This is a genomic window from Sphingobacterium sp. GQ94 (genome assembly GCF_059758715.1).
Genome location: NZ_JCAXEC010000008.1, coordinates 69,591 through 84,567, shown reverse-complemented (window position 1 = coordinate 84,567; position 14,977 = coordinate 69,591). Strand labels below are relative to the sequence as shown.

12 protein-coding genes are annotated in these 14,977 nt (G+C 35.9%); 3 read left to right on the top strand and 9 right to left on the bottom strand.

Going from position 1 to position 14,977, the window contains the following annotated elements; translation table 11 throughout:
• Window positions 1–129: 129 nt before the first annotated feature.
• Both AC6CHH_RS09245 and AC6CHH_RS09240 read right to left on the bottom strand, forming a co-directional pair.
• Window positions 130–1,164, bottom strand: coding sequence for an Atu2307/SP_0267 family LLM class monooxygenase (locus AC6CHH_RS09245; protein ID WP_498282072.1), 1,035 nt, complete (start codon window positions 1,162–1,164; stop codon window positions 130–132).
• Between the two features lie 72 nt (window positions 1,165–1,236).
• Complete coding sequence (locus AC6CHH_RS09240) at window positions 1,237–1,818, bottom strand: MiaE family protein (RefSeq protein WP_498282070.1); 582 nt, start codon at window positions 1,816–1,818, stop codon at window positions 1,237–1,239.
• A 77-nt stretch (window positions 1,819–1,895) separates the two neighbouring features.
• Here AC6CHH_RS09240 and AC6CHH_RS09235 point away from each other — a divergent pair, with 77 nt between their 5' ends.
• Complete coding sequence (locus tag AC6CHH_RS09235; protein ID WP_498282068.1) at window positions 1,896–3,119, top strand: glycosyltransferase; 1,224 nt, start codon at window positions 1,896–1,898, stop codon at window positions 3,117–3,119.
• Between the two features lie 80 nt (window positions 3,120–3,199).
• Here the strand turns inward: AC6CHH_RS09235 and AC6CHH_RS09230 are convergent, their stop codons facing one another.
• Together AC6CHH_RS09230 and AC6CHH_RS09225 are read right to left on the bottom strand one after the other, a co-directional pair.
• Window positions 3,200–3,607 (bottom strand): hypothetical protein, encoded by a 408-nt coding sequence (locus AC6CHH_RS09230; protein ID WP_498282066.1) that lies wholly within the window; start codon window positions 3,605–3,607, stop codon window positions 3,200–3,202.
• Window positions 3,608–3,758: 151 nt separating this feature from the next.
• On the bottom strand, window positions 3,759–4,949 hold the full coding sequence (locus AC6CHH_RS09225) for an MFS transporter (protein ID WP_498282064.1): 1,191 nt from the start codon (window positions 4,947–4,949) through the stop codon (window positions 3,759–3,761).
• A 96-nt stretch (window positions 4,950–5,045) separates the two neighbouring features.
• Here AC6CHH_RS09225 and AC6CHH_RS09220 point away from each other — a divergent pair, with 96 nt between their 5' ends.
• Both AC6CHH_RS09220 and AC6CHH_RS09215 read left to right on the top strand, forming a co-directional pair.
• The gene (locus AC6CHH_RS09220; RefSeq protein WP_498282062.1) at window positions 5,046–5,825 is read left to right on the top strand and encodes a helix-turn-helix transcriptional regulator; all 780 of its coding nucleotides are present in this window, start codon (window positions 5,046–5,048) and stop codon (window positions 5,823–5,825) included.
• 29 nt (window positions 5,826–5,854) lie between these two features.
• The gene (locus AC6CHH_RS09215; RefSeq protein ID WP_498282060.1) at window positions 5,855–6,910 is read left to right on the top strand and encodes a sugar phosphate isomerase/epimerase family protein; all 1,056 of its coding nucleotides are present in this window, start codon (window positions 5,855–5,857) and stop codon (window positions 6,908–6,910) included.
• A gap of 64 nt (window positions 6,911–6,974) precedes the next feature.
• Here the strand turns inward: AC6CHH_RS09215 and AC6CHH_RS09210 are convergent, their stop codons facing one another.
• From AC6CHH_RS09210 to AC6CHH_RS09190, 5 genes are all read right to left on the bottom strand, one after another.
• Window positions 6,975–7,871, bottom strand: a complete 897-nt coding sequence (locus tag AC6CHH_RS09210; RefSeq protein ID WP_498282058.1) for a DUF6528 family protein — start codon at window positions 7,869–7,871, stop codon at window positions 6,975–6,977.
• Between the two features lie 5 nt (window positions 7,872–7,876).
• Entirely contained in the window at window positions 7,877–9,625 is a 1,749-nt protein-coding gene (locus tag AC6CHH_RS09205) for a RagB/SusD family nutrient uptake outer membrane protein (protein WP_498282056.1), read from the bottom strand.
• Between the two features lie 11 nt (window positions 9,626–9,636).
• Entirely contained in the window at window positions 9,637–13,059 is a 3,423-nt protein-coding gene (locus AC6CHH_RS09200; RefSeq protein ID WP_498282054.1) for a TonB-dependent receptor, read from the bottom strand.
• 232 nt (window positions 13,060–13,291) lie between these two features.
• The gene (locus AC6CHH_RS09195) at window positions 13,292–14,380 is read right to left on the bottom strand and encodes a FecR family protein (RefSeq protein WP_498282052.1); all 1,089 of its coding nucleotides are present in this window, start codon (window positions 14,378–14,380) and stop codon (window positions 13,292–13,294) included.
• 53 nt (window positions 14,381–14,433) lie between these two features.
• Window positions 14,434–14,976 carry an RNA polymerase sigma factor gene (locus tag AC6CHH_RS09190; protein WP_498282050.1) on the bottom strand — a complete coding sequence of 181 codons (543 nt, stop codon included), beginning with the start codon at window positions 14,974–14,976 and terminating at the stop codon, window positions 14,434–14,436.
• Window position 14,977 lies beyond the last annotated feature (1 nt).

The window sequence follows — 14,977 nt, the reverse complement described above, 5'->3', positions numbered from 1 at the left end:
ATTTCTTCATGACTTTCGGTCCAAACCAAAAAACCACCAATTAAAAAACCCCAAAAATATACCGTATTTATGGTATATTTTGAGGTATTTTTTATTCGGTTTCTATTATTTGATTTGTGAAACCTTGACCTATTTCAAGGCCAATTTAATTTTTGGAATAATTTTATCTCCGTAAATTTCGATCGCTTTCATCATTTTTGAATGATCCGGACTACCTACATCCATATGGGCGGAAAAACGACTCAACCCAAAATTCTCTTTCATTTGAAGGATTTTCTCTACTGATTCCTCTACATCTCCAATGATAAGATGTCCATGTCTTGAACGGCCATAATCGTATTGGGTTTTTTGGTAACTCGGCCATCCTCTTGAGGCACCGATTCGATTCATTTGTGCAGAGTAATAAGGATAGTACCAATCTGCTATTTCCTTGGAGTTCTGGCCGAAAAAGGAATGCATATGAACACCTACTTGAAAGTTTTTCATGTCGTGACCATTATCTTGATAGGTCTGCTCATAGATTTCAAATAAAGGTTTGAAATTAACAGGTGAACCACCTATAATAGCAAACATGACAGGTAAACCTAATTTACCAGCGCGTATAACCGATTCGGTCGTTCCCCCAACGGCAATCCAGATGGGTAATCCCCCTTGAGTTGCCCTAGGATATACCTGTTGATTTACTAAACTTGCACGATGTTTCCCTGTCCAATTAACTGTTTCTGAACTTTTCACTCGCAATAAAAGTTCTAGCTTTTCCTCAAATAAGCTGCTATAATCCTTTAAGTCATACCCAAAAAGAGGGAACGATTCAATAAATGATCCTCTGCCAGCCATAATTTCTGCTCGACCATTGGACATTAAATCTACTGTAGCAAAATCTTGATATAATTTAACTGGATCAGAAGAGCTCAACACTGAAACAGCACTTCCTAATTTTATATTTTTGGTCACTGTTGCTGCAGCTGCCAGAATAATTTGAGGGGATGCTACGGCATAATCAGAACGGTGATGTTCTCCAATTCCAAAGAAGTCTACGCCTACCTGGTCCATCAATTTGACTTCTTCAATTATTTCTTGAAGTCTTTGTTGAGTGGATTGTATTTTACCTGTTTGAGGATCTATTTGTAAATCTCCAAACATTCCTATTCCTAATTCCATCATCTTGATAATTATTATTTCAATACAAAGATAATTCCGAAAATACTCATAAGAATTGATGTATGATAAGAAAGACTACCCGTGAATTTGTTCCTTGTTCCCGTAAGACTGGATTAATTGACCCTCAAAATCCAACCATTCTTTCCAACGATTCTCCACATCTACATCAACACTGTACTTTTTAGCAAAGTTTAGAAAAGTCGTATAATGATTGGCTTCGGAGACCATCAGATCGTGATAAAATTTCTTTAAGTATTCATCTTTAATATTTCGAGACAAGACCCGAAAACGTTCACAACTTCTGGCCTCAATCATAGCTGCAAAAAGTAATCGGTCAATAAAGGCCATGTTCCTGGAACCGTCTTTTTTGGAAAATTTCATTAATTGTCCTACATAGTCATCCTTTTGCTCGCGACCTAAAGTATATCCCTTTTCTTTAATGATATCAATAACCATTCTGAAATGCTCCATTTCCTCAATAGCAATTGCGGTCAATTCATGAACCAAATCTTCATGTTCAGAATTCTGTGTAATTAAAGAAATTGCATTTGAAGCCGCCTTTTGTTCACACCAGGCATGATCTGTCAAAATTTCCTCAAGATTTGACTCTGCAATATTTGCCCAGCGGGGATCGGTCAGTAATTTTAGTCCTAACATTTTTCTTCAAATTATACACAAAGCTAATGAAAATAAAATCCACCCCTAAGACGATAATAAAAATGTTAATTTGCAGGATGGAAAAACGATTACTTATCATTGGGATGGTATGGCCAGAACCGACCTCCTCAGCAGCTGGATGGCGAATGATTCATTTAATTGATTTTTTTTTAGAACAAGGATATCAAATACATTTTGCTTGCGCGGCGAGTAAATCTCCATATTCCTTCCCTCTAGTTGAGAAGGGTATCATCGAACAACAAATTGAATTAAACCATTCTTCTTTTAACCTATACATCAAAGAACTAAATCCTGAGATTGTACTATTTGACCGCTTTATAATTGAAGAGCAATACAGCTGGCGTGTCATGGAGGAGTGCCCTGAGGCCCTCCGGATATTAGACACAGAGGATCTTCATTTTCTTAGACACGCGCGAGAAGAAGCATACAAGAGGAACCAAGATTTCAACGAAGATTTATTATATAATAATCTTACTAAAAGAGAGTTATCATCCATCCTACGCTCTGATCTTTCGATCATAATTTCGAGTTATGAAGAAAAGCTATTGACAGAACGATTTTCGATAAGCAAAGAAATTCTAATCTATTTACCTTTCCAAGTCAAAGCGGATTTATACGCAAAAAAACAAAAAACAATTTTTGAAAATCGATCGAATTTTATTTTCATAGGTAATTTCTTGCACGAGCCGAACTGGAAGACTGTACAAGAATTAAAAAAGATATGGCCAGCGATTAGAAAAGCACTTCCCAAAGCAGAGCTTCACATTTATGGTGCATATCCTAGTCAGAAAGTTTTTCAGCTGAACAATCCCAAAGAAGGGTTTTATATAAAAGGAAGAGCAGACGATGCCATCCAAACAATAGCCAAATATCGCGTATTATTAGCACCAATCCCTTTCGGGGCAGGTTTGAAGGGGAAATTCATTGATGCTTTGTATGCAAAAACACCTTCAGTGAGTAGCGCTATTGGGGCTGAAGGAATAGGGATAGATGTTGACTGGAATGGTTTTATTACTCAAGACGCAATGGAAACGATCCAAATGGCAATTGAACTATATTCACAGCAGGAAATATGGTTGAAAGCAGTAGAAAAAGGAGAAAAAATTCTTACAAGTCTGTCAAAAGCGAACCATATTTCGGATTTTCAAATTAAATTAAAAAAAATTTCGACACAATTAGTTCACCATAGAAATCGTAATTTTATTGGTCAGATACTTTGGAGCAAACAATTTGCTGCAAGCAAATATTTATCCCTCTGGATAGAACAAAAAAACAATTAGCGCCCTGAGTAAGACAACTAAAACTGCAAAAAAAAAGCGCCTACCCTAGAGCAAGCGCTAATCTTCGTATATAGTAAAATTTATTTTCGTTTAAACTGGATCGTTGTGGTTTTACCTGCAGTTGTGTTTTCCAATGTAAATTTAATAGTTGATTGAATAATGTTTTCCTTAATTTGATAGGAAACGCCACCGTAATTCATGGACTTACTTGTAGGCATGTCATACGCTACAGATGTGGTACCGCCTTTTCCATCGTAAATATATGCATATCCGTCTTTGTCGAAATCTAGATAATTACCTTCAGAGCTTCCAACAATGGTGTCTCGCAATACTTCTTCACCCCCAACCGTCTCAACCCGGACAACATTATTCCACTCGGAGCTTCTAATTACATTTTGAGCTATATCTCGACCAGCACTATCCAATGTTTCTTTACTACATGAAGTAAAACCAAGTGCTATAAATCCCAATATCATTAACTTTTTCATTCTATTATCGCTAGTTTTAAAATCTATATCTTGACTCATACTTTCCAATCTCTATGCCAATAAGTGTTAAATAGATAAAAAAAATCAGGATAGCTTATAACGCTGTATAAAAAATAAAATAGGCAAATAAGTCAGAATTAGCCAAACATATTTAAGTAGATAACCCGCGCGGATGTTTTCGATGATATAAAAAATAATATAAAAATAGAGCAAGCAATATCAGTAAGCTAACAAACATATACATCATCGCGTAGCCCGTTAGAGAGGCCACCATAGCCAGCAAAAAGGCTCCTAATCCAAACCCTGCATCGTAAAATAAGAAAAAGGTTGCCATTGCTGAACCCGCTTTATCAGCAGGACTCAGACGGATAGCTATGGTTTGAAAACTAGGAAATATTGCCCCGTAAGAAATTCCCAGAAACAAGCTTGATAAAATAATTTGAAACACGGAAGTAGACGTACCTAGAAGGATTAAACCCACGATAAAAATTAATAAAGAGGGAAACATCAAAAAACTCGGTCCTTTACTATCCAATAGCTTCCCAATTATAGGACGGGTAACTAAAATGCTAATGGCAAAAAAGATAAAGAAATACATAGCACCCTGGGCTTTGCCTAGACTGGAAGTATACACGGCCATAAATGAAATCAAAGAGCTGTATGAAAAAGAGAAGACCAATGCTGATAGACAAACAGGTATTGCTTTAGGTTCAATAAAATTAGACAACATAAAACGCTTCTTTATCTTCATATTCTGATCATCAATCTCCATGAATCCCGTAGGTTTCGAGGTCATGAGTGTAAAAAGCCAACTTATTGCCGAAAAAAAACCAGCAACAGCTATTAAGTAATTATACCCAAGATTGTTTAATACATATAAGCCTAAAGCTGGTCCCAAGACCATCGAGAGGCTCATAGCTAAGCCATAATACCCAACTCCTTCTCCTTTTTTTGAACTGGGAACCAAATTGATTCCCATTGCAGCATGAGAAGTTGTAGATAGGGAATGAAAAATCCCATGAATTAAACGAAGAATTAACAATGGGACAATGCCTGAGGTACCCAAATATAAAAAGGTGCATACCACGAAAAGCAATTGCGTGATTAAGGTAATCTTTCGAGCACCTATCTGATCCGAAATTATACCTGAAAATGGTCTTAACAAAACTACACCAAAAATATAGATAGATACAACCAAGCTCATGTCTTTCGGACTTCCCGCCATATTTTGTTTAATAGCCAACGGCATTGATGCAAGAAGCATGTAAAAATTAACAAATAAAAAGAAGCATCCTAAGCAGGATAGAATGAAGTCTTTGGTCCAGATTTTTGAGTTATTCATTTCAAAAGCAAAGGTCGTGAATTTTTAAAAGTCCTTTTTTATATAAATTGACATTTATTATATTATTATAGCCTAATCAATGTGTAACTTTATAAGATGGTAAGCGATTTCTTAAATATTGTCAATCAGGATGATCAGAATATACTGAGCTTTCAGATGAATCCTGAAATTATTGATTTTCACACACACAAGAAAGCTCAGCTTACTCTCATAGAGGGAGGTCTTTCCTATTTACACACGAAAGATAGGACCTATTTCATCCCTTCTTTTCATTATGTCTGGATACCCCCCTATGTTTCTCACAAATTTAGCCATCAGCAAACGCAACATGTGTTGGTCAGAAACCTTTTCATCCCGATCTCAAACGATAACTTCATGAGTCATCACCAGGAATTGGGTATTTTTCCGGCTCATCCGCTGTTAATTGAATCCTTAAAATTTGCGGGGAATTCTACTTATCAAGAAAAAGAGGTGCAATATTCATTTTTAAGCTCACTGGTTCAACTTTTACCTATTTTGAGTCCGGTTAAATTCACCCTTAACCTGCCCATCTCTCAACACCATATTCTAAAACCTATACTTCAATACATAACAGACAACCCATCCAAAGAACTCCGATTAACTCAAATCGCCAGCCTCTTCAATATTGGTGCTAGGACTTTAAGTCGACTTTTTGAAAACGAAATGCACAGTTCTTTCATCCAGTATATAAAAACTGTCCGAATCATTAAGTCCATTGAACTGATTCTTACTCAGAAGATGAGCATCAGTGAAATTGCTTATGCTGTGGGTTATAAAAGCATTGCAGCCTTTTCAAACACTTTTTTACAAACCACAGGAAAGAGACCCTCAGAATTTGGGAGTACTCTATCTTAATTTTATTATCTTTAAAAAACGATTAATTTATGAAGACAATAAAAGGACCGGGAATATTTCTAGCCCAATTTGTGGCAGAAGAACAACCCTACAATACGCTTGAAAACATAGGGAAATGGGTTAAGTCCCTAGGATATAAAGGCGTACAAATACCAACTAATGATCCAACATATTTTGATTTACAAAAAGCGGCAGAGAGTAAAACCTACGCCGATGAAATAAAAGGAAAATTACAGGATATCGGACTTGAAATCACTGAACTCTCAACGCATCTTCAAGGTCAATTGATTGCTGTTCATCCTGCTTATGATAAACTTTTTGATGGTTTTGCACCGCAACACGTTAGAAACAATCCCAAAGCCAGAACAGAGTGGGCAACTCAACAATTGATATTTGCCGCAAAGGCTTCCTCCAACCTTGGTCTAAACGCACATGCGACATTTAGTGGAGCCTTATTATGGCATATGGTTTACCCTTGGCCGCAACGTCCTGCTGGTGTCGTGGAAACTGGATTTAAAGAACTTGCTCATCGTTGGCTCCCAATATTGAATGAATTTGACAAACAAGGGGTCGATCTTTGTTATGAAGTTCATCCTGGAGAAGACCTTCATGATGGGGTAAGTTATGAACGTTTCCTTGAGGCTGCTGGAAATCACCCACGGGCTTGTTTATTGTATGATCCTTCACACTTATTACTTCAAGGCATGGATTACTTAAGCTACATCGATCATTACCATGAACGGATAAAAATGTTTCATGTTAAGGATGCAGAATTTAATCCAAATGGGAAGCAAGGTGTGTATGGAGGATATAGCGGCTGGGTAGAAAGAGCCGGACGATTCAGATCATTAGGAGATGGACAAGTTGACTTCAAAGGTATTTTTAGCAAATTAGCGGCCTACGATTTTCAGGGATGGGCAGTATTAGAATGGGAATGTGCACTTAAAAACAGTGTTGATGGAGCGACCGAGGGGGCAGAATTCATAAAAAACCATATTATCAAAGTTACCGAAAAGGCCTTTGATGATTTTGCTGCAACAGGAACAGACGAAAATTTTAACAAAGAGATCTTAGGCATTTCATAAACAACTCACAACAGAATGGGCATTGAAAAATCAATGCCCATCGTTTTATCATTTTGACCTTTCTTTAATTAGCAACCCTTACTTTATACAATTTTAAGTCTGGAAGCTTTAACGTCTTTTTCGAGCTGGAGATATAAATGTTATTGGTCCACCAACTCTCTTCAGCAATCGTATATATCAGACTGTTAGATTCTGGAAAATAATTAATAGATTTCACATCTTTTTTACCCTTCATGGGCTCGAATACAGCAAATTTTTCATGCTTTGTATCAAAAGTAAACACGTTATTATGAGTTGTAATTAACAATACATTCTCAGAAACCTTAAATAGATCGTGTCCACTAATGTCTGGAATTTTCCAAGATTTTTCCAAAGATAAACTCGGGTTTTTCGTGTCCCAGTTTTTCAGCGAATAAGCCTTTAACAATTGCATTCCTAGGATATACAGAATTTCTTGCTCTTGATTCCATACCACACCATGTCCTGAATATAACGTATCTTTTAGAACAATTGTATTATTTTGAGAGAGGTCATAAATCTCCAGGCTATTTCCCTGTGAATGAGTAGAATTGGCTACTGCAATCCGGTTATTAGGAAGAAGATCAACAGAATGAGCCATTGGCGTTTTTGCATAAAATTCTACTGCTTTTGTTGCAATATCCACCAACACCGTCGCTCCGGAAGAAGAGTTTACAAGAATTTTTCTATTTTCCATGACAGGCTTACATTCATCCAGACTTTTAAGGGAATTTTTAATCTCGGCGGGAATATCATTGGCTTTCATGGCTTCCCATTCCCAAAGGATCTCGGTATGGCTGTCATCCGATTTGGCTGGATCGATTATCAATAGCTTATCATCTCCACAAGCGACAAGAAACCCGCGCTGAAGAATTTGTTGTCCATTAGAAAAATGAACACTTAAAATCGCAAATAATAAGATTAAAATTTCTTTTCTATTCATAATAATTAAAATTTATCCCAGCCTTCGTTTTGGATCAGATTAGGATTAAGCGTCAACTCTTCTAGTGGAATGGGGCTTAAGTATTCCCAATTTTCAAAACTCTTTTTCTGGGTTGTGTAAGGGACAAGTCTACCTGATTCGCCATTGGATAAACCATTGACACTAGAGAGTTTAAAATATTGCACCCCTGGAACCTTATTGCTAGGAGCATTCTCGGTACTTTTAATAACATACAGATCTGCAGAACCATCCTGATCCAAATCGATGAGTTGATTAAATCCTTTAATGTAAATGCCTGTATAATCTGTTCTGAAGAGCTGTCCTTCATTCCATCGGAGCAAATCGTCTCTACGGAATCCCTCAAAAGCCAACTCTACCCTCCTCTCACGACATACTTCTAAAACCGCGGGATCAGTTGTTCGTTTATATCTACTCAATTGCAACTGATCTGTTTGTAGCGGAATTGTTAACTTCTGGGTGATACCAGCACGTTCCCGAATTGGGTTTAAGCTTAAGTCCAAATCACCTTGGCTTAACTCCCCTAATAATGCTTGTGCTTCCGCATAGTTTAAAAGGACTTCAGCATATCGAATTAATATTACATCTCGACTATCACTCCCTTGATCTTCAATAGGTGGGCCAACTCGTTTAGTCACTTGATAGCCTGTTCTATTTTCCGCAAAATCATTCACAGCTTTATTCGCTGTACCGATTCTGACATATCCCGGGAATACAACTGACTGCTGTAACCTATAATCTCTATTCTGAAATTCTTGGAAATAAGGAATCGACTCAATATTTCCAGAATTCGTTTTGAAATACGAGGTCCCATCTATCATCGCATAGTCACTTATTAAGGAATGTGTGGCCCCATAATTACCATTTGAAGTTGAGGTAAATTCGGGCGTGTAATAGATAAAATTCTGACTTGATGATCTTGCTAGAATAACTTCACGTGTTGGGGCATCTGCTCCTTGAAACATCTGTGCATAACTTGTTTTAGAATTACCTGAAGTATATAAAGCGTATTTTTTTCCGTCAATAAGTTCCTTTGCGGCGTCTCTGGCTTCTGTGATAAACTTGTCAGCATCAGGAAGGTTCGCATATTTATGGTATTTTCTATATGTCCCTTCAAATAATGCAATTCTAGACTTTAGAGCTAGCGCGGTCCATCTTGTTATCCTATTTTTACTTGTTTCTTCTCCCAAATGAAGAATTGCAAAATCTAAATCATTTAAAACACTGTCCATTACAAGCGTCCTAGAATCCCGAGGTTTATATAATAAATCTTCGTCGGAGGTTTTCAATGCTACAGAATACCACGGAACATCTCCAAAAGTTTTTACTTTATCGTAATAGAACCAGGCACGAAAAAACTTAGCCAATGCTAAATTTTTATTTTTGAGTTCTAAATCTTCTGTATGTTCATTAACATTCTGAATAAAGTAATTCAAATTCCTTAATTCGCTCCAACTCCATCCGCCACTACCTAAGGCTGTAGGTAAAGTATAATTTGAAGACCTAATCGCTGGAGGATTGGTAATGTGTTCCATGTTATCAGAAAACTTATCATCCTTTATGCTGTTAAAATTAAGGTAATTGTAAAATCCATCAGAGAAGGTTCTCAAACTCGCTTCATTTTTAAATAATGCAGGTGATTCTGCAACTTGTGTTTCTGGAAAAACATCAAATTGGGATTCACATGAGGTAAAAATTAATACTGTCAAACAGTATATTATCAGTTTATTTTTCATAGTAATCAATATTAAAAACCAATTTCAATTCCAAATGCGAAGGTCCTTTGTATTGGATAAGCAGTACCCATGCCAACACTACCTTGATTAGCGTCTGGATCTTTCGCTAATCCTTCAGGATCTAAAGTCTTATGGAGTTTTGTCCATTCAAAAAGATTTGTCCCTGCCGCATATAAGCGTATTTGGTTGATTTTGTGGTTAAAAACCTTCGATGGAATGGTGTATCCTATAATCAAGTTACTCAATCTTAAAAACGATGCATTTTGTAGATACCTTGTTTGAGGAACTCCTAAATCATTGTTTCCTAAGGCAATATACCCTTGTGGTTTAGGAAAATAGGCATTGGGATTTTCTGGCGTCCACCTATTTTCAACGACATGCTCAAGTAATACTTGGTATTTTCTATTGTAGGAGCTCCAGAAATTTGTGGTTTCAGAGGAAGGATAGATATCTCTTTTGCCTACCCCTTTAAAAAAGGCATTTACATCAAACCCCCGGTAAGTCAAATTTAAGTTTATACCATATTGATATCGTGGAGTACTATTTCCGATTATTTTATAATCACCATGATCATCAATAGTCCAATCACCGCGACTGATAACATCGTCATGATTGGAGTCTTCGAATTCTATAGTCCCGGCTCCCGCAAATTGTCTATATGAACTGGTCTGAAGTAATGGACTGTTCTTGGCCTGTTCATCTGTTTGAAAAAGACCTAAAGTATTCAATCCCCATATTTCACCCAAATTCTGGCCAACATAATAATCTCCCAAATAGTTCGTAGGATTGTAGTAGTCAGTGATAATGGAATTGTAGTCTGATAGGTTGAATCGGATTCCATATTGAAGTGGATAAACACCATTAATTTGATCTTGCCAACCTAAGGTAATTTCCCAGCCTCGATTTCGTAATGATGCAATATTTTCTTTGGGTACGGCCGCTCCAAAAACCGATGGTAAAGAATGGAACGGGGCAAGCATATTATTTGTATTTCTTTGGTAAAAGTCAAAAACAAGATCCATCCGGTTATTAAACAAACTAGCATCTAAACCTATGTCAATAGTTTTTGAAGTTTCCCAAGTAAAATTTTCAGATTTAGGATTTGGCACAGCGGTGTAGGTATATTGGTCTCCATCCAAAATATAATTGGATCTACTCATATTCAATATAGATAGATAGTCAAAAGAACCAATGTTTTGATTACCTAAAGCACCATATGATCCCCTGATTTTCAAATTATTAACAACGCTTTTCAAAGGTTCAAAAAAGTTTTCCTCTGAAATTCTCCATCCTATTGACGCTGACCCAAAATAGGCACCTCTATTTTGCTTCATGAATTTAGAGGTGAGATTATGCATTCCATTTAATTCCAATAAATACCGTTCATTAAAATTATAGTTTGTCCTCAAAAAGATACTTCTATTGGTATATTTATCATCATCATCACTCGCATCAAATAGGCCCGTTGCTAAATTAAGGGAATGTTCATCCAATCCAAGAATGGGATTTTGATGTTCTACGGTTTCATAGTGGTTATTGTATTTCTCAAATGTAAAACCAGAAGTAATATCAAAATTATGCTTGTTAAATGATTTTTTATAATTCGCATAAGCATTCACATTAATGGTCTCGGATTCGGTATTACTTTTATAAATTTTTGCAGGTCCGGCATCGGCATAATGTGATAGTATCGTATTTCTATTATTAAAAGAATGTGATAAGTATGGGCCTGTATTATCCCACCATCTATTTCTATACCAATGATAATACAAATACGATAAATCCGCATGAACAGTAAGTGCCTGATCCAGCAATTTAATATCTGTCCCAAAAGTATTCAGGAAACTACTTGTGTTGGTTTTATATTCAGATTGTTTCTCGATGAACTGGCGATAAAATCCAATATCTGTCGGAATTGTTTCTCCATCGACCTCAATAGTTTCAGGAAGCAACGGATTGGTATTATCAATAAAGCGCCAAGGATTTGAACTAAAATTATACAAAAAAGTATTTGGAATATCATCTCTACGCATAGAGACTGAACTCTTACTGAAAATTGTCACATAATCCGATACTTGAAAACTATTATTTGATCTCACATTAAATCGGTTGATTTTTTCAGGCTTAAACTTCAAATTTCCTTGTTCATTATTATAATCTCCTGAAAGAAAATATTTATACTTATCAGATCCTCCTCGAACACTGAGGTTATGATTTTGTTCAGGAGTAAACTCTCGAAACCATTCTTCGTAATAATTGATCACCGGCCCCCCTAATAACAAAGTCGATTTTCCACCAATGTTCTGCAAATCATATAGAGGTAGTGTTGGATCATTGGCTACATCATAAGGATATTGAACTTGCGGATTCGTAAAATAGGTCTGTCCAATATTTCCGTTGAATTCACGTTCCTGGATCTCCAAATAGTCTAATCCTTTGTATACTTTCGGGATTCGAGTTGCTTTTCCCCATTTAAAGTTGTTATTGTAATTAACTTGAGCTTTCCCTTCCTTGCCCTCCTTGGTAGTGATTAAGATCACTCCATAGGCAGCCCTCGCACCATATATCGCTGCAGAGGAAGCATCCTTAAGAATTGAAATATTTTCAATACTTTGAGGAGAAATATTGTTCAATTCAAAATCACTTATTGGTACCCCATCCAATAAGACTAAGGGAGATCCCCCATTAATAGAGGTATTCCCGCGTATATTGAATGACGCAGACCGGCCTGGTTTACCATCACTCACTCCAATATTCAAATTGGCAACCTGACCAGCTAATGCTTCTCCTAAATTTGTGGTTTTAAACGTTTCGAGTCTTTTGCTATCAATTTGATCAACAGCCCCGGTTAAGTTTATCTTTTTCTGCGTTCCATATCCAACAACAACAATCTCCTCCACCTCAGACAAGGTGCTTGTTAGAAAAACCTCTATCGTACCCTCTTTTTCTATTTTCAATTGTTTCTCACCATAACCTAAATACCTAAATATCATGGTAGAACTTTCTGGAATTCGAATAGAAAAGTATCCATTTTTATCCGTTTTTGTTTGAAGGTGTACGGAACCTTCAACAAGTATACTCACCCCAATCAATGGGCCATTTAAATCTCGGACATACCCACTCACCACAATCTCATTTTGTTGTCTTTGCGAGATGACTATTGTATTGTCAATAATTTTATAGTTCAAGTTTTTATCTTTCAGCATACTCTCAAGTGCTGAGGGGACTGTAACATCGGTCACGTTGATATGATCAATATTGATGTGTTTTACAATATTTTCATCATAAAATAGTCGAAGTTTACTTTGTTTTGAAATCTCTTCTAAAACGTGCTCCAATGGTGCATTATACATCCGTAGGTTTACAGTCTGAGCGTTTGTCGCGGCATATACACCTAGAGATAATCCGAAAACTAATAGTAAGGTAAGTTTCATTAATAGATAGATTTTTAAGGCAAAATGACCTATAAGAGGTAATTCTTCTCTCTGCCTCGAAAATGGAGAAAAATAAATCATAAATTTGTAATTGTTAAAGGGTAATAGAATCTGTTTTCAAATTTGATTTTCACCTTTTATTCTGGGGGATGCGTCAACATCCCCTTTTTTCGAATTCAGGCAATTATTTTTATTTTTATCTCATATAATTATAATTAGGTTTTATAAAAAATCATCTTATTTTTATCGTCCGATTTTCAATAATATAGGATCGTCCAGTGGCAAGATTTAAAATTTTCAAAACACTGGATAAAGATTGTTGCTTTGAAATACTTCCCTTAAATGAAGTGGAATATTCGGTTGATTCGGCCTCAGGAATTTCAACATTATACCATCTTTGAATTTGTTTAAAAACTTCATTTAAATTTTGTCCATCGAAATAAAATTCACCTTTTTGCCACGCTATATTTTTTAACAAATTGGGTGTTTTAATTTGAATATGATTTTGATCAGAGACAGCTTCTTGACCAGGTATAATGACATTCGTTTTTTCACCCGCTATAACTTTAACTGAACCCTCATATAGAGTTGTGGAAACTTCCTTTTGATAAGCATTCACATTGAAAGATGTACCCAAAACTTCTATTTGAGTTTCTTTGGCTAAAATGATAAAAGGTCGTTTCCGCTCTTCTGCAACCTCGAAATAAGCCTCACCATCCAACTTTATTTTACGCTCGTTTATACTGAACTTCGCTGGGTAGCTGATTTTGCTTCCAGAATTTAACCAAACTTTTGTTCCATCTTCTAAAATGACTGAATATGTGGCTGCATTTGGAACCTTTAAAAGCAATGTTTCTTCCGCACGATTACGATAAGTAGTAAAATTACTATCGGGTTTTTCTAATGTTGTCCCATCTTCAAAAGATAGTTGGGCATAATTAATTCCAGGTGAAATGTCACCGGTTTGCGGATCCAATTTTGCAAAGCTCTCTTGACTTGTCCTTACATTCTGGTTTTCTTTTAAAAAAAAGAATCCCAAAAAAGCAAAAATGACACTAGCAGCAGCAGCTATTAGCCAATAGTATGAATTGAAAAAATTTGATTTTCTTTCATTTTCATTTTTAAATAACTCCACCTGGAGCCGAGCATTTATACGCTTTGCAAGATCTATGTGATCAGCATTTGAAAAAGCCTTATCGTCATGTTCTGCTAAAGCATAAAACCAGTGATTAATTAAATCGATTTCTTCTGGAGTACACTTCCCTTGCTGAAATTTTTCTAATAATGATTTTAATGTTTTATCCTTTTCATATCCGGGCATATTAGTATAACCTAAAAATACAGAGGGAGGTACCGAAAAAATTTCAGAAAAAGTTATTTTAATTTTAATTTCAACTTATTGAGTACAATTGAAATATTATTTTTTACGGTCTGCTCTGAAAGAGCTAGCTGGGTTGCAATTTCTTTTATTGACATTCGGCCGTTCCTACTTAAGCCATAAACAGTCTTCATTGTTTTAGGCATCTTATCAACTTCTTTTTCAAGATAAAAAGCGAGTTCTTTTGCTATCAACTCATCTTCAGTTGAGTTCGAATAGGCACTACTAAACAAATGTTTTTGTACCTCTACTAATTTAATTTGATTTCTCTGCTCACGAATAAACCAATCAATTGTTTCGTATTTTACTGCCTTAAATAAATAGGGATAAATCGACCCCTCAAATTGTAATTTTTTACGCTTAAACCAAAAAGATGAGAAAACATCTTGTATAATTTCCTCTGCATCCTCAACACAATGGATTCGGTTATTGACGGCAAAAAATAATACATTTGTGTATCGATTTACTAGCTCGGTAAAGGCTAATCGATCATCCATTTTTATCCTTTTAAATAATTCAACATCATCTAAATGTTTCATT